Source organism: Parafrankia irregularis (assembly GCF_001536285.1).
Taxonomy (GTDB): Bacteria; Actinomycetota; Actinomycetes; order Frankiales; family Frankiaceae; genus Parafrankia; species Parafrankia irregularis.
Window position 1 is genome coordinate 20,157 of record NZ_FAOZ01000006.1, and the last position, 19,688, is coordinate 39,844.

The following is a 19,688-nucleotide window of genomic DNA, read 5'->3' on the forward strand; positions in this document are numbered from 1 at the left end:
CCCACCGCGAGGCCGGCGGCATCTCCGGCCAGATCCGCGGTGGGCGGTGTGGTCGCGGTGGGTGGTGTGGGGTCAACCCGCCCAGCGGCGGACGGTGTCGATCCGCGCCTGTAGCTGCGCGGCGCTGGCCTGCGCGCTCGGGGGGCCGCCGCAGGACCTGCGCAGCTCCGCGTGGATCATCCCGTGGGGCTTGCCGGTCCGGTGGTAGTGCGCGGCCACCAGCTTGTTGAGCTCCTTGCGCAGCTCCCCGATCCGCTCGTGGACCGGGCGGTCGGCCGCCTCTGGCTCCCCCGCCACCTCGCCCTGCCGGGCCGCCGGGACCACCGGCTCGGTGGACGCCGCGGCAGCCGCGGAGGCCTTCGCCGCGGCGGCCCGCTGCGCGGCCTCACGCTGCCGCAGCAGGGTGGCGACCTGGTCGGGCTCGAGCAGCCCGGGCAGGCCGAGGAAGTCCTCCTCCTCCGGCGATCCGGCCTGCGCCGTGGTCCCGAACTCACCACCGTCGAAGATCACCCTGTCCAGCTGGGCGGACGATCCGAGCGCGGTGAACGGACTGTCCGGCTTGTCCGGCGTGTCCCGGCGACGGTTCGCCTCCCGCAGGGCGTCGTCGTCGAAGGCGTCCGGCTCGCGCATCGGCTTGTCCAGCGCGTGGTCACGCTGGACCTCCATCTCACCGGCCAGCGCGAGCAGCGCGGGCACACTCGGCAGGAAGACCGACGCCGTCTCCGAGCGGCCGCGGCCGCGGACGAACCGACCGACCGCCTGCGCGAAGTACAGCGGTGTCGAGGCCGAGGTGGCATACACGCCGACCGCCAGCCGGGGGACGTCGACGCCCTCACTGACCATCCGGACGGCGACCATCCAGCGGTCCGTCGACTCCCGGAAGGTGGCGATCTTCGAGCTCGCGGTGGGGTCGTCGGAGAGGACCACGACCGGCGACGTCCCGGTGATCCCCCGCAGCAGGCCGGCGTAGGCGCGGGCGGTGGTGTGGTCGGTCGCGATGACCAGGCCGCCGGCGTCCGGCATGCCGCCCCGGCGTACCTGGGAGAGCCGGGTGTCGGCCGCCGCGAGGACCGCCGGCATCCAGTTGCCCTGCGGGTCGAGCGCGGTCCGCCACGCCGCGGCCGTCTGCTCGCTGTTCAGCGGCTCACCGAGCCGCGCGCTCAGCTCGGCACCCGCGCTCGTCCGCCACGACATCTCGCCGGAATAGGCCAGGAAGAGCACAGGACGGACCACACCATCGCGCAGCGCGTCCGCATAGCCGTAGCTGGAGTCCGCGACGCTGCGGGTGACGCCCTCCGCGTCCGGCAGGTAGGTGACGAAGGGAATCGGGCTGACATCCGACCGGAACGGTGTTCCGGTGAGTGCCAGCCGACGGGCGGCCGGCGTGAAGGCCTCACGCACCGCCTCACCCCAGGAAAGCGAGTCCCCCGCGTGGTGGATCTCGTCGAGGATCACCAGGGTGCGCCGGGCCGCCGTACGCATCCGGTGCAGCGCCGGATGCGCGGCGACCTGGGCGTAGGTGACGGCCACACCCGTGTAGTCGGACGCGGTCGCACCGGCGGAGTTGCGGAACGTCGGGTCCAGATCGATGCCGACGGCCGAGGCCGCACCGGCCCACTGCCGCTTCAGGTGGTCCGTCGGGGCCACCACCGTCACCGCCCGGACCTCGCCGGCGGCCAGCAGCTCGGCGGCGATCTCCAGGGCGAAGGTCGTCTTGCCCGCACCCGGCGTCGCCACCGCCAGGAAGTCCCGCCCGCCCGAGGCGGTGCGCGAGCGGTAGATCTCCAGGGCGGCGCGTTGCCACTCCCGCAGCGGCCGGGCCTGCACGCGCGAGCGTGGGCCACGGGGGCTCGGGGGCAGAGGACCAGCTCTCACACACCAGACTCTATGGTGACGCACCGGCGAGACGATGACGCCGCGTGCCGTCACGGAGCGCGGTCGCCCGTTCGATGATTTGCCTGTTTCTTGTCACCGAAGGACCACACGAGGGGTATCACCGCCTTTGCTAACACACGGTTAAGCTCCTGAAGTCAACTGCTTGACTCGGAGGTCCCGATGGAGCGCCCGGCAGGAACGTCGGCGGGTCACACCTCGCCAAGGAGCATGCGACCAAACGACCCCAGGCCGGCCCCCGCCGGCCCGGCCCGTACTCCGAACGTTCGGCTTCGCACCAGCCGAGAGGAACGCGGCTGGTCTCAGGAACGCCTGGCGAGCGAGATCCGACGCTTCTCCGTCATCCACGAGGGCCGCGAGGCCGGCGTCACCGGAAATATGATCTGCAAGTGGGAGAAGGGCGACAAAAAGCCCAGCCTTCGCTACCAGCGGTTGTTGCGCGCGCTGTTCGAGCGCTCCTCGGCTGAACTCGGCTTCGTCGACGACGACCCCAGCACCGGCCTGGCCGGCCGGCTCCCCGCCGCCACGGACAAGCTTTCCCACGGCATCGGCCCGGCCGGAACCGTTCTCATCCAGGCCGAGGCCGGGGCCGAACCAGCCGGTGACATTCCCGTCGAGCGCCGTGGGTTCCTGCGGCTTTTCGCCGCCGCGGGTGGCGTCGCCGTCGTCCCGCTGGGCACGGCCGGGCCCGACAACGCGCCGTGGGAGCGGCTGTCCGCGGCGCTGCGCCGGCGCACCACCGTCACCCCGGAGCTGACGGACGAGCTGAGCCGATGCACGGCGGGCCTGTACAGCCTGGAGGAGCGCGTACCCGCCCGGGCCCTGTTCCCCAGGGTCACCGGTCATCTGGGGACGCTCACGCAGCTGTTGGAGTCCAGCGGCCGATCGTCGGCACGCCGCGACCTCGCGGCGACCGCGGGCGAGACCGCGGCGCTGGCCGGCTGGCTCGCGTTCGACATGAACGACGTCCCGGCCGCCCTGGCGTACTACCGGGTCGCGATCGAGGCGGCGCGGGAGGCCGACGACAGCGCGCTGTGGGCCTGCGTACTGGGTTACGAGAGCTACCACAGCGCCGGGGTCGGTCGTCACGACCAGGCCTGCGCGCTGCTGGCGGAGGCGCAGCGCCGCGCCGCGGGCGCGAGCACCATCATGACCCGGGCGTGGCTGGCCGGGCGGGAGGCCGAGGAACAGGCCGCCCGCGGCGAGGGGCGGGCGGCACTGGCCGCGTTGGACCGCGCGCAGGAGGCCTTCGACCGCGCCGACGACGGCGACCGGGTCTGGACCCAGTTCTTCGACCGTGGCCGGCTTGACGGCATCAAGGTCACGACCTACACGAGGCTGCGCAGGCCAGCCGCCGCCCACGCCGCGGCGACGGAGGCGCTGCGTGCCACGTCTCCGCACAGCGGCACCAAGAAGCGCTCCTTGTTACTCGGCGATGTCGCCGAGGTGCACATTCAGCGGCGGGAGATCGACGCCGCGACCCAGTACGCCGCCGAGTCGCTGGCCATCGTCGCGGCAACCGACTTCTCACTGGGGCTCACCAGGATCCGGCGGGTCCGGGAGCATCTGCGGCCCTGGCAGAACACCCAGGCAGTGCGGGATCTCGACGAGCAGCTTCGCGCGCTCGTGTAAGGCCGGAGCCTCAGCTCCGGATCGACGGGGCGGTCTCCGCCGTGATCCAGTCGAGATAGTCCGTGTGACCCGACACGATAGGGGTCGCAATGATCTCGGGCGTCTCGTATGGGTGCGCGGCGGTGATCTCCGCGATCAGGTCGGCCAGCCGTTCACTCGTTGTTTTGGCGAGGCAGAGCCATTCCTCCGACTGCTCGATCTCGCCGTTCCACCGGTAAGTGCTCCGAATCGGCCCGACCACCTGGAAACAGGCAACAAGGCGCCGCTCGACGAGCGCCCTGCCGATACGGTCCGCTGCGTCTGGTGAGTCGATGCTCGTGATGACCTGAAGGAATCCCACGCGTACTCCCACCCATAACCGATGGCGATGCGAGATACTCTACATCGGACCACCGTCGACGCCGGCGTTTTTTCACCGATGACCACGGGTGATTCTTTCGGTACACGACCCGATCGGGCCGGGGAATGTTGAAAAGCGACTTCCGGGACCATAGCGACACGGAGCGCATAAGTCTCCCGGATCCCGGCCCCCGGCGTCACACGATCGTCTGGCAGGCCCGGTAACAGTCGTAGACACCGCCAACGCTGCGTACCGCCGCCAGCACCCGATCGAGCTGTTCGGGGCCGGTGACCTCAATCGTGAAGCGGGCATGCGCGACCCGGTCCTCCGAAGTCGAGGTCGACGCCGCACGCACCGACGCGGAGGTGTCGGAGAGAACTTCGGTTATATCCGCCAGCAGGCCGTAACGATCGAAGGCCTCAACCGCGATTTCGGTGGGGAAGGTCTGACTCTCCGCAGCGGCCCATCCCGCCACGGTCACCTGCTCGCGTGATGACGCCGAGGAGGCGACGTTCGCGCATTCCCGACGATGCAGCGAGACAGCACTGCTGTGCGTCGTGAAGCCGACAACCTTGTCTCCGGGGAGCGGAAGACAACATCGCGCGAGACGCACCGGCACATCCGTGCCCTCGATCTCGGCGAAGCCCGCCCAGTTCTGCGTTCCGCGGCGGGCGGCGCCCCGTGCCGCGACCTCCCCGGCGGTCTCGCGGCCCGCGAGACCGCCGGCGTCGCCCGAGCGCTCGCCCTGCTTTCCCGGCACGGCACGCCGCACCCGCCGGGCGCCACGTGAGCCCGCGTCATGCGAGGCCGCGGCAGGAGCGGTGGACTCGGACGGAGCGGTGGACTCGGACGGAGCGGTGGGCGCGGTGGTGCCGCCGAGGGCGACTGCCGCCGTCGGGACAGCCTGCCCTGCCGCCGGTGCGGTCTGCCCTGCCGATGCGGCCTTCCCTGCCGCCGGTGCGGTCTGCGGAACGCCTGCGTCCACGGGCCGGGCATCCGGGGTGGCGTCGGCCGGGCTCCCGGCACCGTGGGCGGTCCCGGCGGCCTGGCCAGGCCGCTCGACCGGCCCGGGTGTGATCCTCCCGGGTGTGATCGTCCCGGTCGCGCCATCACGCCGGGCGGGGTCGCCCGAGTGCCCGAACGGCCAGGTCCGGCCGCTCGCGATGCCGTGTGGCGACCGCCCGTGGGCATCCCGGCGCTGCCGGGCCAGGCGTTTGCGGATCCGGACTCGGGCCCGGGAGGTCCGCACGAAGTCAAGCCAGTCCTCGCTCGGCCCCGCTCCCGGCAGGTTCGAGGTGAGGATCTCGACGACGTCGCCGTTGCGCAGCCGGGTGTGCAGCGGGACCAGCCGGCCGTTCACCCTGGCGCCGATGGCGCGGTGCCCCACATCGGTGTGCACCGCGTAGGCCACGTCGACCGGTGAGGAGCGCGCGGGCAGCGCGATCATCTTGCCCTTCGGCGTGAAGGTCAGCACCTCGTCGGAGTTCAGGTCCGAGGACAGCGATTCCAGGAACTCCCCCGGGTCGACCGTGTCGACCTGCCAGTCCAGCAGGCTGTGCAGCCAGGACAGGCCTTCGAGGCGGGCGCCGTCGGCGCCCGGCCCGACCGGCTTCGCCACGATGCCGGTCTCGGCCAGCCGATGCATGGACGGAGTGCGGATCTGGATGTCGACGGTGCGCCCGGAGTCGTCCGTCACGGACGTGTGCAGGCTCTGGTACATGTTGAACTTGGGGGTCGCGACGAAGTCGCGCAGCCGCCCCGGCACCGGGCGCCACACACCGTGGATGACACCGAGCGCGGCGTAGCAGTCCGTGACGTCGTCCACGAGGACGAGCACGCGGACGATGTCGGTGTAGTCCCGCGGCGCGCGGCCACGCTCCTGGGCCCGCTTGAAGATCGAGAAGATGTGGCTGATCCGGACCGAGACCGCACCGTCGACCCGCGACTCGGCGAGCGCCGTCCGTAGCTGGTCCACCAGCCCGGAGACCGTGCCGCTGGCCCGCTCCGCGGCGGTGAAGTCGTCCACCAGGCCGGAGATCCGGCGGTGCTCCTCGGGGTTGAGGACGGCGAACGCCCGGTCCTCCAGCTCGCGTTTGATCACGCTTACTCCGAGGCGGTGCGCCAGCGGCGCCAGGACCTCCAGCGTGACCCGCGAGATCTTCTCCTGCTTGGCCGGCGACATGAACCCCAGCGTGCGCATGTTGTGCAGCCGGTCGGCGATCTTGATGACGAGGACCCGGTAGTCGCGGGCGAGCGCGACGATCAGTTTGCGCAGGGTCTCCGCCTCCGCGGCCTCCCCGAAACGCATCTTGTCCAGCTTGGTCACACCGTCGACCAGGTTGGCGACCTCACCGCTGAACTCCGCTGTGACCGCGGTGAGCGAGTAGCCGGTGTCCTCGACGGTGTCGTGCAGCAGTGCCGCGATGATGGTCGTGGTGTCGACACCCAGCTCGGCGAGGACCTCCGCGACCGCGAGCGGATGGCTGATGTACGGGTCGCCGCTTCGCCTGGTCTGGCCGGCGTGCAGGCGCTCCGCCACCGAGTAGGCGCGGATCACCGCGGCGATGTCGGCCTTCGGGTGGAAGTCCCGGTGTGCCTCGACGAGATCACGCAGCTCGGGGGGCACCTGCGGGGTTCGCGGCGCGGCCATCCGGCGGGCCAGGTGCGCCAGTCGGAGGCTGGCCTGGCGGGCCGCGATGACTGTCCGCGAGTCACCGTCGTCGCCGTCCGCTCGGGACAGCGCGGGCGAGAAGCCGCCCGCCGGCAGACCCGCTCCCGCGGCCTCAGCATTCACGGCGTGCCCCCTCGCGCTCGCAGTCAGCTCTGTACGTCCGAGGTGACCCGGAAACAGTCGTACACGCCGTCGGTGGACCTGACGGCGTCGAGAATGTGGCCGAGATGCTTGGCGTCACCCATCTCGAAGGTGAAACGGCTGACCGCCACCTGCTCTCGGGTCGTGGTGACCGACGCGGAGAGGATGTTGACGTGGTGATCGGACAACACCCGGGTCACATCCGACAGCAGCCTGGTCCGGTCGAGGGCCTCGACCTGGATCACCACCAGGAACACCGAGCCGGATGACGGCGCCCACTCCACCGCGACGGTCCGGTCGTGCGGGCCGCCGCGCAGGCTGACGAGGTTGACGCAGTCGGTGCGGTGCACCGAGACGCCCTTGCCCCGGGTCACGAAGCCGGCGATCTCGTCGCCCGGCATCGGGGTGCAGCACCGCGCGAGCTTCACCCAGACGTCCGCCGCACCCGTGACGATCACACCCGGATCGCCGCCGGAACGGCGCAGCGCCCGGATCGGCAGCTCGGTCTCGGCCGCGTCCTCCTCCGCGCTCTCCGGGCCGCCCAGGCTCTGCAGCAGCCGGTTCACCACCGCCTGCGCGCTGACGTTGTTCTCGCCGACCGCCGCGTACAGAGCCGCGACGTCGGCGTAACGCATGTCCTTCGCCAGCGTCAGCAGCGCGTCGCCGGCCATCAGCCGGGCCAGCGGCAGGCCATGGCGGCGCATCGCCCGGCCGATCGCGTCCCGGCCGGCGACGATCGCGTCCTCGCGGCGCTCCCGCGCGTGCCACTGGCGGATCTTCGTCCTGGCCCGGGTGGAGCGCACGAACATCAGCCAGTCCTCGCTGGGCCCGGCGGAATGTGCGCGGGAGGTGAAGACCTCCACCACGTCGCCGTTCTCCAGCTCGGTGTCCAGGGCGGCCAGCCGGCCGTTGACCCGGGCGCCGACGCACTGGTTGCCGATGTCGGTGTGCACCGCGTAGGCGAAGTCGATCGGCGTCGAACCGAGCGGCAGCGGGATGACGTCGCTCTTCGGCGTGAAGACGAAGACCTCGTCGGCGGCGGCGTCGAAGCGCAGGCTGTCGAGGAACTCCCCCGGATCCGCGGTCTCACGCTGCCAGTCCAGGATCTGGCGCAGCCAGTTGTGCAGGTTCGGATCCGTCCCGCCGGCACCCCCGGCGGCCTTGGCTCCCCCGCGCCGGCCGGAGCCGCCGGAGCCGGAGCCCGAGCCGCCGGAGCGGGAGCCGGTGCCGTCCTCCTTGTACTTCCAGTGCGCCGCGATGCCGTATTCGGCCCGGTTATGCATGGAATGGGTGCGAATCTGCAGTTCGACCGGCTTGCCCTCGGGCCCGATGACCGTCGTGTGCAACGACTGGTACATGTTGTACTTGGGCATCGCGATGTAGTCCTTGAACCGGCCCGGAATGGGCTTCCAGTTCGCGTGGACCGTGCCCAGCGCGGCATAGCAGTCCCGGACCGAGTCGACCAGGACCCGGATGCCGACCAGGTCGTAGATGTCCTCGAACGACCGGCCGCGCACGACCATCTTCTGGTAGATCGAGTAGTAGTGCTTGGGCCGGCCGGTCACCACGGCCTTGATCCGCGCCTCGGCGAGCTGCGTCTGGACCTGCGTGGACGTCTCGGTGAGGTAGACGTCCCGGCTGGGCGCGCGGTCCGCGACGAGCCGGACGATCTCGTCGTAGCGCTTCGGGTACAGCGCGGCGAAGGCCAGGTCCTCCAGCTCCCACTTGAGGGAGTTCATCCCGAGGCGGTGGGCCAGTGGCGCGTAGATCTCCAGGGTTTCGCGGGCCTTGCGCTCCTGCTTGTGCTCGGGCAGGAAGCGCAGCGTGCGCATGTTGTGCAGGCGGTCCGCGAGCTTCACCACCAGAGCGCGCGGGTCGCGGGCCATCGCGACCACCATGCGACGGATGGTCTCGGTCTGCGCCGCCTCGCCGACCTTGACCCGGTTGAGCTTGCTGACCGCGTCGACGATCTGCAGCACCTGCGGGCCGAACTCGGCCTCGATCGTCTCGGGCGGGAGGTCCGTCTCCTCCAGGGTGTCGTGCAGCAGCGCGGCGCACAGGGTCGGGATGTCCATCCCGAGGTCGGCCAGGATGCTCGCGACCGCGATCGGATGGGTGATGTACGGGTGCCCGGAGAAGCGGACCTGGCCGGCGTGCGCCGCGTCGGCAACCTCGAAGGCATGCTGCACCGGCGCGATGTCAGCCCGCGGATGGTTCGCGACGAGCCCGCGCAGCACCGGGTCCAACGATGACGGCGGGGTGGCCCGATGAGTGCCGAGGCGCGAGAAGCGCCCCCGCACCCGACGGGGCAGTGGCGGTGACTCGTGGCCCAGCCGTGGCACCACCGGGGAACCGCTCTCCGCGTCGTCCTCACCGCCCGCCGTCGCGGACACCATCGACACCGCGGACGACGCGGGCGCGGCCTGGGACCCGCCGGCCGCGGCCTGGGTCACCTCACCGTGGCCGGCCTCGCCGCGTGCGGCGGACCCCTCCGTGCTCAGGGCAGGCGGCACCGGCCGCGTCTCCCCGACGGATGACGCGGCCGCCGGCACAGCTCCGGTGGTCACCGGCGGCGCCTCGGGCACGGGCCGCTCCTGCGTTGCGCTTCGGCCATGGCACGGATGTGCGAAAGGCTCCTGACATCGAGGTTAACGCTGCTGGTCCGCGCGGCCTTCCGCAACCCCGGGCAGACCCCGCGGCGGCCACACGCAGGTGGCCGTGGCGCGCCCCACCCCTCGAACACCTGCCACCCAACGGAACGTGGTGACGCCGGACCGGCTCGGCCGATCAGAGAGTCATGATCGAGGTGACCGGCAGCGCACCCGTCCGGTCACGCCCGGCCAGGAAACTCAGCTCCATCAGGACCGCGAGGCCGACCACGTCCGCGCCGCATCCACGCAGCAGGTTGTGCGCGGCGGCGGCGGTTCCACCGGTGGCGAGCACGTCATCGACGAGCAGGACCCGCTCCCCCGCGGCCACCGCGTCCTGGTGGATCTCCAGGGTGGCGGTGCCGTACTCCAGGTCGTAGGTCTCGCGGCGGGTCGCCCCCGGCAGCTTGCCCGCCTTGCGCACCGGGACGAGGCCCGCGCCGATCCGGTCGGCGACCGGTGCCGCCAGCAGGAATCCGCGCGCCTCGATCCCCGCGATCGTGGTGACCGACAGGTCTCGCGCGAGGTCCGCAAGGGCACCGATGACCACCCCGAACGCCGCCGGGGTGGACAGCAGCGGGGTGATGTCCTTGAAGACGACTCCGGGCTTGGGGAAATCCTGGACATCGCGGACGTGGGCGGCGAGCACCTCCGCTGCCGCACCCAGAGCCGGCCCGCTTTCGACGCTCGTCATCGTGGTGACCTCTCCGCTTCAGAAATTCGTCGTCGCCCGATCGGGCGACCGTGTCCACGCCGATGCCGTGCCGGTTTATCCGTTTTGCGTCTTACGCGTCTTACATCTACTTCATGATACTTCGCACAGTTCGCCCGGCTTCGCACCGGCCTCGCCCTGCCTTACGCGCGACGGACCTGCGTCCCCCTAGCGCGAACGCTTCTTACCACCGGAACGCCGGGGCTGGGTCGGCTTCGACCGCGGGCCACGCCGTTGCGCGGACGGAACACCGACATGTCCAGCCGCGGCGGCCGCCGAGGCGGTGCGCATCCCACTGGCGACGCCCACGGCGTCACCGGGCTCGTGCACGTCCGGCCCGTCCACGTCGGCGTCCGCACCGGCCGGGTCCGCGCCCTGACGGGACCGCACCGACCGGCTGGTCTGCCCGGTCTCGGCGGCGCGGGCCGACCTGGCCCGGCTCGCCCGGGCCCGCCCCACCCTGGCGTCCAGCGCACGCACCTCCGACTCGTTGCGCTTGAGGTCCACGAGCAGCGGGGTCGCGAAGAACAGCGAGGAGTAGGTACCGGAGGCGATACCGACGAACTGGGCGAGCGCGAGGTCCTTCAGCGTGCCGGCACCCAGCAGCCCGGCGCCGACGAACAACAGCGACGCCACCGGGATGAGCGCGATCAGTGATGTGTTGAGCGACCGGACCAGCGTCTCGTTGAGCGCGTCGTTGGTGGCCTCCGCATAGGTCCGCCGCGACGACGTCGCCATTCCGGCGGTGTTCTCCCGTACCCGGTCGAAGACCACGACCGTGTCGTACAGCGAGAAACCGAGAATGGTCAGCACAGCAATGATCGTGGACGGGGTGACCTCGAAGCCGACCAGGGAGTAGATACCCATGGTGACGACGAGGTCGTGGATGAGCGCCGCCATCGCCGCCACGGCCATCTTCCACTCGAACCGCACCGACAGGTAGATCATCACCAGAACGAGAAAGACGATCAGACCCTTGATCGCCTTGTTCGTGATGGTGGATCCCCAGGACGACCCGACGGTCGAGACCGCGATGTTCTCATCCGGGTTCGCGACGTTGAAACGCTTCGCGAGGGCGTCCTCCACCCGCGCGGTCTCCTCGTCGGACAGCGTGGGTGTCTGGACCCGGAACTGCTTGGACGTCTCGAGCTGCTGGACGACGCTGTCGGAGGCATCGACCCCGCTGTCGCTGAGGACATCCTTGACCTGCTCGACGGTGCCGCCGTTCGCCGGGAACTGGAAGACGGCCCCGCCCTTGAACTCGATACCCAGCGTGAACCCGCGGACAATCATGCTCAGCACACAGATCGTGAGCAGCACCCCGGACACGACGTACCAGACACGCCGGCGGCCGACGAAGTCGACGTGGAACTCGCTGCGGTAGAGACGCCCCAGCATCGACATGTCAGTGCTCCCGCCTCTGCCCGGCCGTGCGCCGGCCCGTTCCCTGCCGCGCCGGCCCCGGCTTCGTGAGCCGGGGAGCCTGGTTCGGCGGGCCTGACCCGCCGTCATCCGCCTGGTCGCCGTCGCCGTCGCCGTCCCCGTCGACGGAGCCGGGATCCACGTCGTCACCGGCACCCGCACCGGCGGCGGCCGCGGCCGGACGGCCCGGCCCCGCAGGGCGCTTGGCCAGCCGCGGTCCCCGCGACTGCGCCGATCCGCCCACCGACCGCACCGTCAGCCCGGAGTACCGGCTGGTGCTGAACAGGGGCCGGCGGACCAGCGCCGTGACGAGCGGGCGGGTGAAGATGAACATGATCAGCACGTCGACCAGGGTCGACAGGCCGAGAGTGAACGCGAACCCGCGCACGGACCCGACCGACAGGATGTACAGCACCGCCGCGGCGAGGAAGGACACCGTGTCAGCGGAGAGCATGGTCCGCCGGGCCGCCGGCCAGGCGCGGTCGACGGACGTCCGCACGCTCCGGCCGGCGCGGACCTCGTCCTTGATCCGTTCGAAGTAGACGACGAACGAGTCGGCCGTCACACCGATCGAGACGATGAGACCGGCGATACCGGCCAGCGTCAGGGTGAAGCCGATCGCGTCCCCGAGCAGCGTGACCGCGGCATAGTTCAGCGCGGCGCTCACCGCGAGCGAGGTGATCACGACGACGCCGAGCGCACGGTAGTAGAGGAACGAGTAGATCACCACGAGGCCGAGACCGATGGCACCGGCCAGCAGACCGCCGTGCAGCGACTCACGCCCGAGCGTCGGGGACACCGACTCGGCCTGCGAACGCTCGAAGGCCAGCGGCAGCGCGCCGAACCGCAGGACGTCGGCGAGGTCCTGCGCCTCGGACTGGGAGAAGTCCCCCGAGATCTGCGCCGAGCCCGAGATGCGCTCGTTGGTCTGCGGCGCGGACTGGACCACGCCGTCGAGCACGATCGCGACCTGGCTGCCGACCGTCTTCTCGGTGAGCGCGGTGAACTTCTTCTGGCCGTTGCCGGTGAAGTCGACGTTGACGACCCACTGGCCGGTGGTCACGCTCGTCGTGCCGCCACCGCTGAGCAGGCCGGCCGAGGCCGATTTCACGTCCGTCCCGACCAGGGCCGCCGGCATGAGCAGGTACTTGGTCGTGCCGTCCCGGTCGCAGGCGGCGGTCCAGTCCTCGGGGCGGTCCAGGCTCACCGCGGAACCGCGGACCCCGCTGGCCGTGCAGGTGAGGTTGGCGAACTTCTCCTGGACATCGGCGGGCGGTGTCGTCGCGTCCGTGCTGGTGCCGCTCGCGGCCTGGTCGGCGGACGGCGACGCGGACGCGGCGGGTGCCGCGGGCGTCGTGGCGGCAGCGCTCGGCTGGCCCGTCGCGGCCGCCGCAGGTGAGCTCGTCGCCGCCGCGGCCGCGAGCGTGCTCGCCGCCGCCGGGCTGGTCGTGTTGGTGGCCGCCGCGAGCTGGATGCGTGCCCCGCCCGCGCCCGCCGGTGCGGTGTACGCCGCCGGCTGGAGCGTGAGGCCGGACCCGCTGTCAGCTCCGGGGAGACCGAGCGCAGCCGGCTTCTGGGTGGCCGGCGCGCTCGTCGCGGCCGGCGCCGGCGAGCCGGTGGCCGGAGCCGCCGCCCCGCTCGGGCTCGCGGTCGCACCAGTGGAAGGGGTGGCGGACGGCGCCGTCGTCGCGGACGGGCTGCCGGTCGCCGACGGGGTCGGCGTAGCCGGGGACTGCGCGGCAGCCGACCCGGCAACCTGACGGAACCGCAGTTCCGCCGTCTGGCCCACCAGCGCCACGACGTCGTTGCGGCCGCGGCCGGGCACGGAGATCTCGATGGTGTCGCCGGTGCGGCGCACCTCGGCCTCGGCGACACCGAGGCCGTCGACGCGACTGCGGATGACGTCGACGGCCTTGTTCAGCGACGAGTCGTCGATCGAGCCACCGGTCACCGACCGTGGCGTGAGGATGACACTCGTCCCGCCCTGGAGGTCAAGGCCGAGCTTGGGCGTCCAGGTGCCGGTAACCGCCATGAGGCCAAAGAGGATGGCGAGCAGAGCACCAAGTGCTCCGAGCCGGGCGCCGACGGAGATGCCTCCCGACGCTCGTGCCGAGCGACGTGCCAATGCCAGGTCCTTCCTCACACACCGTCACCGCTCTCGGCGGCGCCCAACGATTCCGAACGAGTGTCACCGAGGGTACGTTCCAACAGCCCTGACGTAACACCACCCGCAGCCGACAGGCACGTGACGGTCCCGGCAGCAAACACCACGGCAGCCCCACGACACCCACGATCCCGGGGTTCCGGATGCGGGAACCCCGGGGTACGGCCTCGGGTCAGAGCTCCTTGCGCGGCCCGCCGGGCCGGCCAGCCGCCCCGTCCGCACCGCCGGCGCGGTCGCCGTCACCGGCACCGTCCGTGCCGTCACTTTCCGTAGTGGAACCGGATGGCTTCGCGTCATGGTCCGCCGCCCCGGCCTCGTCGGCGTCATGCGTCTTGGCCAGCGGGTTCGCGGAGGCGGTCGCGTCGTCGCCGTGCTCCCCGTGCTCACCGTCAGCGGCATCGGAGTCCGGCGTGCTGATCACCCGTGCCACGGCGTTGCGACTGAACCTGCAAACGACATCCGGCGCGATCTCGAGCAGGATGTCGGCGCCGTCCTGCTCCACGACCGTGGCGTACAGGCCGGCGGTGGTCACGACGAGCGTGCCGGGAACGATCTGCGCGAGCTGCTGCTGCTGTGCCTTCGCGCGGCGCCGCTGGGTGGAGAAGAAGTAGACGATCAGCAGGACGATCAGCAGCGGGAAGATCAGTCCGCTGATGGAGCTGCCGCCGTCGTTGTCCGCCGCGGTCGTCATGGTCGCGAGTACCTGCACGTCCTACCCTCCTGAGTGTCGCGGCTGATCGTACGTAGGTGCGCCGCGCGCACTGCGGGCAGGCCGCTGGTGCGATTCCCGGCGAAGCCGGACATCTCGTGTGGCAGTCCGTTCAGGCCTGCGGCGAGTCGTCGCCGGAGAGCGCCATGGATGCCTGTGACCTGCCAAGACCGTCAGCGAGCGGTTCCAGCCCGAGATGGGTGAACGCCGCCGGTGTGGCGACCCGGCCCCGTGCCGTACGCACCAGCAGCCCGGCTCGCAGGAGAAACGGCTCGGACACGTCCTCGACGGTCTCCGCCTCCTCACCCACCGACACCGCGAGCGTGCCGAGGCCGACCGGACCCCCGCCGAAACGGCGCACGAGCGCGTCCAGCACCGCCCGGTCGAGCCGGTCCAGGCCAAGCCCGTCGACGTCGTAGATCCGCAGCGCCGCCTGGGCGACCTCCCGGGAGACGACACCGTCGGCCCGGACCTCGGCGTAGTCGCGGACCCGGCGCAGCAGCCGGTTGGCGATGCGGGGCGTGCCACGGGAACGGCCGGCGACCTCAGCCGCGCCGTCGTCGGTCAGCCTGACGCCCAGCAGCCGGGCCGACCGGGCGAGGACCAGGGCCAGCTCGTCGGCCCCGTAGAAGTCCATGTGCGCGGTGAAGCCGAACCGGTCCCGCAGCGGCCCGGTGAGCAGGCCCGACCGGGTCGTGGCGCCGACCAGGGTGAACGGGGCGAGGTCCAGCGGGATCGCCGTCGCGCCCGGGCCCTTGCCGAGGACGACGTCGACCCGGAAATCCTCCATCGCCGCGTAGAGGAGCTCCTCCGCCGGTCGGGCGATGCGATGGATCTCGTCGAGGAACAGCACCTCACCCGGTGTCAGCGCGGTGAGGATCGCGACCAGGTCACCGGCCCGCTCGATCGCCGGCCCGCTGGTCATCCGCAGCGGGACTCCCAGCTCCTCGGCGATGATCATCGCGAGGCTCGTCTTGCCCAGCCCCGGCGGGCCCGAGAGCAGCACATGGTCCGGTGGCCGCCCGCGGCCCTGGGCACCCTCCAGCATGATGGAGAGCTGCTCACGCACCTTCCGCTGACCGACGAACTCGCTCAGCGTCCGCGGGCGCAGACCCGCCTCGAACGCCCTCTCCTCGGGCGTCGCCGCGGCGGAGACCAGGCCGCCGTCGTCCGCCGTCATGACACCCCCCGGACACCCCACGCCGCTGCCCGCGCCCGGACCGGTGCCCTCATCGCGGCCGCAGTATCGCGAGGCTCGCACGCAGCAGCGCTGCCGGGTCCACCGCGGCGCCCGCGTCACCCATGACGCCCGCGCCACCTGCGTCACCTGCGTCCGCGCCCGCCGCGGCGCCCGCAGCGAGGACGGCATCCTGGGCCTCCCGCGCCGAGTAGCCGAGCCCGACCAGAGCGTCGCGAACCTGCTCGGCGGGGCCACCAAGCCGAAGCTCGGCGACGGCGGCGGCGGCTGCCGCCGCGCCGCGTGGCGCCGGAACCGGCGCGCCGGGCGGACCGATCTTGTCCCGCAGGTCGAGGACGATGCGCTGGGCGCCCTTGCGGCCGATCCCGGGAACCTTGGTGAGCGCGGCCAGGTCCTCCGCCGCGACCGCCCGCCGCACCGCGTCCGGACTGTGCACGCCCAGCACGGCCTGGGCGAGCCTGGGCCCCACCCCGGCGGCACCCTGCAGGATCTCGAAGACGTCCCGCTCGTCGGCATCGGCGAAGCCGTAGAGCGTCAGCTCGGTCTCCCGGACGACCAGGGTCGTCGACAGCTTCGCGCGCTCACCGACCCGCAGCCCGGCCAGCGTCGCGGGCGTGCACCACACGAGGATCCCGACACCACCGACGTCCACCACCGCGGAGGTGGGCGAGAGCGCCTCGACGGTTCCGCTGATCGACGCGATCACGACGCCGGTCCCGTCGGCGAGGTCGGAGTCGTCGCCGTCATGCCCGACTGCCCCGCGGGTCCGCCACCCGGGCGCGAGGGTCCGCGGCACGCATGCGGGCCAGCGCCGGGCCACGCCACAGATGACACAGCGCGAGCGCCAGCGCGTCCGCGGCATCGGCCGGCTTCGGCGCCTCCGCCAGATCAAGAAGCCTGGTCACCATGAACCCCACCTGTGCCTTGTCGGCCCGCCCGCTGCCGGTCACCGCGGCCTTGACCTCGCTGGGCGTGTACAGACCGATCGGCAGCCCACGGCGGGCTGCCGCCACGATCGCGACGGCGCCGGCCTGGGCCGTACCCATCACCGTGCGCACGTTCGCCTGGCTGAACACCTTCTCCACGGCCACCGCGTCCGGGCGCAGCCGGTCCAGCCACTCCTCCACGCCTTCGGAGACGGCCCGCAGCCGCTGCGCCACCTCGTCGGACGCCGGCGTACGCACCACGCCGACGTCGACCAGGCTGGCCCGTCGGCCCGGGCCACCGTCGACCACACCAATGCCACAGCGGGTCAGCCCAGGATCGACCCCGAGAACACGCAACGAGCCCTCCCGGCCACGTCCACGAACATCCGTTCGATCCTAGTGGCCGGGGCAACCCGGGACATCCGCGACACGCCGCGACCGGCTCAGCTCGACACGAGCTCCATGACGTCGTCCGAGATGTCCGCGTTGAACCAGACGTTCTGGACGTCGTCGAGGTCCTCCAGCGCTTCGACCAGCTTGAGGACCTTCCGGGCCGGCTCCTCGTCGAGCGACACGCTCACCGAGGGCAGCCAGGAGATGTCCGCCGAGGCGACCGCGAGGTCGGCATCACCCGCCGCCACCCGGACCGCGTGCAGGTCCGTAGCCTCGGAGACAACCTCGAACGCCTCGCCGACGTCGTTGACCTCCTCCGCGCCCGCATCGAGCACAGCCAGCAGGACGTCGTCCTCGGTGAGCTCGGCCGTCTTGTCGATCAGCACGACGCCCTTGCGGTTGAACAGGTATGACACCGAGCCCGGGTCGGCCGGTGTGCCACCGTTGCGGGTGATCGCCACCCGGACGTCGGACGCGGCCCGGTTGCGGTTGTCGGTGAGGCACTCGACGAGCACGGCGACCCCGTTCGGCCCGTAGGCCTCGTAGGTGACCGACTCGTAGTTCGCCCCGCCGGCGAGCTCACCGGATCCGCGCTTGATCGCCCGGTCGATGTTGTCGTTCGGCACAGACTGTGACTTCGCCTTGGCGATGGCATCGGCGAGCGTCGGGTTGCCCGCCGGATCCCCACCGCCCGTCTTCGCCGCCACCTCGACGGTCTTGACCAGCTTGGCGAACAGCTTCCCGCGGCGGGCGTCGACGACCGCCTTCTTGTGCTTGGTGGTCGCCCACTTGGAGTGACCGCTCATGTCCTGCCCCTCTTGAGCCCGAGCTCGGATCGCACGATCTGGACGAACAGCCGGTGCACCCGGATGTCCCCCGTCAGTTCAGGGTGGAACGACGTGGCCAGCAGACACCCCTGCCGGACGGCGACCGGGCGGTCGCCCACCCGGGCCAGCACATCCACACCGTCCCCTGCCTTTTCTACCCAGGGCGCCCGGATGAAGACAGCATGCACCTGCGGCCCGTCGACGCCGGCAACCGTCAGGTCCGTCTCGAAGGACTCCACCTGACGACCGAAGGCGTTGCGCCGCACGACCACATCAAGACCACCGATCAGTGGCTGATCCGGCCGACCATCGATCACGTCCCGGGCAAGCAGGATCATGCCAGCGCACGAACCGAAGACCGGCAGGCCCCCGGCCACGGCGGCCCGCAGCGGCTCGAGCAGCTCGAACACCCGCAGTAGCCGCCCGATCGTAGTGGACTCGCCACCGGGCAGGACCAGCCCGTCGAGCGACTCCAGCTCGGCGGCCCGGCGGACCTCGCAGGCCTCGGCACCAGCCCCGGCGAGAGCGCGCGCGTGCTCCCGCACGTCGCCCTGCAACGCCAGGACACCGATCCGCGGGAGGCTCACCAGCCGCGGTCGGCGAAGCGCGCCTGCGGCGGGAGCTCACCGACGTTGATGCCGACCATCGCCTCACCCAGACCACGCGACACCTTGGCCAGCACTCCGGGGTCGTTGTACATCGTCGTGGCCTCGACGATCGCCCGTGCGCGCCGGGCCGGGTCACCGGACTTGAAGATGCCCGAACCGACGAAGACGCCGTCCGCACCGAGCTGCATCATCAGCGCTGCGTCCGCCGGGGTGGCGATCCCACCGGCGGTGAACAGCACGACCGGCAGGTGCCCGAGCCGGGCGACCTCGGTGACCAGCTCCACCGGAGCCCGCAGCTCCTTCGCCGCGGCGTAGAGCTCCTCCGGGGGCAGCGCCGACAACCGCGCGATCTCCGCCCGGATGGTGCGCATGTGCACCACCGCGTTGGAGACCTCGCCGGTGCCCGCCTCACCCTTCGAGCGGATCATCGCGGCGCCCTCCGAGATCCGCCGCAGCGCCTCCCCCAGGTTCGTGGCACCGCAGACGAAGGGAACCGTGAAAGCCCACTTGTCGATGTGGTGGTGCGGGTCGGCCGGGGTCAGCACCTCGGACTCGTCCACGTAGTCGACGCCCAGCGACTGGATGATCTGCGCCTCGACGAAGTGCCCGATCCGGGCCTTGGCCATCACCGGGATGGAGACCGCCTCGATGATCCCGGCGATCATGTCGGGATCGCTCATCCGTGCGACGCCGCCCTGCGCACGGATGTCGGCCGGCACCCGCTCCAGCGCCATCACCGCGACGGCGCCCGCGTCCTCGGCGATCCGGGCCTGCTCGGGGGTGACGACGTCCATGATGACGCCGCCCTTGAGCATCTCCGCCATGCCGCGCTTGACCCTGGCGGTGCCGGCGTGCCTCTCCCCGCCACCCGGCGTGCCGGGGCCGGTCGGCGAGGTGCCCGCGGCTGGGGCGGTGGTGGTCGGGCCGTCGGACATCATGTGGTGTCTCTTTCGAATAGTGCGGACACGGGTTCTCCGGACGACGCCCGCGACGATGCCGACCGGCAGGTGACCGCCGGATGGATCCGGCGCCCTGATCCGGCGACGACCGACCACGGCCGGTGCCCCCGAGGAACCCTCGGCTACGGGCGGACCACCGATGACGTCAGGACCGCGCACAGCGGTGCGGGACCGGACGAACGGATCGGCCGGCCGAGCACCGGGCCGCGCAGGGAGCTGACTCTCCGGCGGTCGTTCCGGGCTGGACGGACCCGCACATGGCGGGCCCGCACGTAATGGCTGCGAAACCATCGTACGGCCGGACAGTGCCGGTCCTACCCGGTCGCCGGCATCGGCGGGATCGACAGCGGCGGTGGCGGTCGCCACATCGCCCACCAGATCGGATCTCGGGGACAAATCGTTCTTCGACGGACTTCGGAGTATCCTGCCCTGCTGCGACGAGGAG

At 71.5% G+C, this 19,688-nt stretch carries 15 protein-coding genes; 1 reads left to right on the forward strand and 14 read right to left on the reverse strand.

Annotated features, from left to right (window positions below):
- Positions 1-72: 72 nt before the first annotated feature.
- Positions 73-1,875, reverse strand: a complete 1,803-nt coding sequence (locus AWX74_RS11330) for a DEAD/DEAH box helicase (RefSeq protein WP_091274808.1) — start codon at positions 1,873-1,875, stop codon at positions 73-75.
- 180 nt (positions 1,876-2,055) lie between these two features.
- Here AWX74_RS11330 and AWX74_RS11335 point away from each other — a divergent pair, with 180 nt between their 5' ends.
- Positions 2,056-3,525 carry a helix-turn-helix domain-containing protein gene (locus AWX74_RS11335; protein WP_091274810.1) on the forward strand — a complete coding sequence of 490 codons (1,470 nt, stop codon included), beginning with the start codon at positions 2,056-2,058 and terminating at the stop codon, positions 3,523-3,525.
- A gap of 10 nt (positions 3,526-3,535) precedes the next feature.
- Here the strand turns inward: AWX74_RS11335 and cutA are convergent, their stop codons facing one another.
- The 13 genes from cutA to pdxS form a co-directional block, all read right to left on the reverse strand.
- Positions 3,536-3,865 (reverse strand): divalent-cation tolerance protein CutA, encoded by a 330-nt coding sequence (gene cutA / locus AWX74_RS11340; RefSeq protein ID WP_006540897.1) that lies wholly within the window; start codon positions 3,863-3,865, stop codon positions 3,536-3,538.
- A gap of 196 nt (positions 3,866-4,061) precedes the next feature.
- Positions 4,062-6,659, reverse strand: coding sequence for a RelA/SpoT family protein (locus AWX74_RS11345; protein ID WP_091274812.1), 2,598 nt, complete (start codon positions 6,657-6,659; stop codon positions 4,062-4,064).
- 23 nt (positions 6,660-6,682) lie between these two features.
- Positions 6,683-9,262 carry a RelA/SpoT family protein gene (locus AWX74_RS11350; RefSeq protein WP_091274814.1) on the reverse strand — a complete coding sequence of 860 codons (2,580 nt, stop codon included), beginning with the start codon at positions 9,260-9,262 and terminating at the stop codon, positions 6,683-6,685.
- 202 nt (positions 9,263-9,464) lie between these two features.
- The gene (locus tag AWX74_RS11355) at positions 9,465-10,019 is read right to left on the reverse strand and encodes an adenine phosphoribosyltransferase (RefSeq protein ID WP_006540894.1); all 555 of its coding nucleotides are present in this window, start codon (positions 10,017-10,019) and stop codon (positions 9,465-9,467) included.
- Between the two features lie 186 nt (positions 10,020-10,205).
- Entirely contained in the window at positions 10,206-11,441 is a 1,236-nt protein-coding gene (gene secF, locus AWX74_RS11360; RefSeq protein WP_091274816.1) for a protein translocase subunit SecF, read from the reverse strand.
- Between the two features lies 1 nt (position 11,442).
- Positions 11,443-13,584: a protein translocase subunit SecD gene (gene secD / locus AWX74_RS11365; protein ID WP_091274819.1), complete on the reverse strand. Its 2,142-nt coding sequence runs from the start codon at positions 13,582-13,584 to the stop codon at positions 11,443-11,445.
- Between the two features lie 211 nt (positions 13,585-13,795).
- A complete protein-coding gene (gene yajC / locus AWX74_RS11370; protein ID WP_091274822.1) occupies positions 13,796-14,332 on the reverse strand; it encodes a preprotein translocase subunit YajC in 537 nt (178 codons plus the stop codon).
- Between the two features lie 112 nt (positions 14,333-14,444).
- Positions 14,445-15,512 carry a Holliday junction branch migration DNA helicase RuvB gene (gene ruvB / locus AWX74_RS11375; RefSeq protein ID WP_054566530.1) on the reverse strand — a complete coding sequence of 356 codons (1,068 nt, stop codon included), beginning with the start codon at positions 15,510-15,512 and terminating at the stop codon, positions 14,445-14,447.
- A gap of 49 nt (positions 15,513-15,561) precedes the next feature.
- Positions 15,562-16,236, reverse strand: a complete 675-nt coding sequence (gene ruvA, locus AWX74_RS11380) for a Holliday junction branch migration protein RuvA (protein ID WP_091275694.1) — start codon at positions 16,234-16,236, stop codon at positions 15,562-15,564.
- Positions 16,237-16,273: 37 nt separating this feature from the next.
- Positions 16,274-16,813: a crossover junction endodeoxyribonuclease RuvC gene (gene ruvC / locus AWX74_RS11385; protein WP_054565787.1), complete on the reverse strand. Its 540-nt coding sequence runs from the start codon at positions 16,811-16,813 to the stop codon at positions 16,274-16,276.
- An 86-nt stretch (positions 16,814-16,899) separates the two neighbouring features.
- Positions 16,900-17,655 (reverse strand): YebC/PmpR family DNA-binding transcriptional regulator, encoded by a 756-nt coding sequence (locus tag AWX74_RS11390; RefSeq protein ID WP_054565786.1) that lies wholly within the window; start codon positions 17,653-17,655, stop codon positions 16,900-16,902.
- On the reverse strand, positions 17,652-18,263 hold the full coding sequence (gene pdxT / locus AWX74_RS11395; protein WP_091274825.1) for a pyridoxal 5'-phosphate synthase glutaminase subunit PdxT: 612 nt from the start codon (positions 18,261-18,263) through the stop codon (positions 17,652-17,654). The genes AWX74_RS11390 and pdxT overlap by 4 nt, the downstream gene beginning before the upstream one ends.
- Positions 18,260-19,219: a pyridoxal 5'-phosphate synthase lyase subunit PdxS gene (pdxS, locus tag AWX74_RS11400; protein WP_076824226.1), complete on the reverse strand. Its 960-nt coding sequence runs from the start codon at positions 19,217-19,219 to the stop codon at positions 18,260-18,262. The genes pdxT and pdxS overlap by 4 nt, the downstream gene beginning before the upstream one ends.
- Positions 19,220-19,688 lie beyond the last annotated feature (469 nt).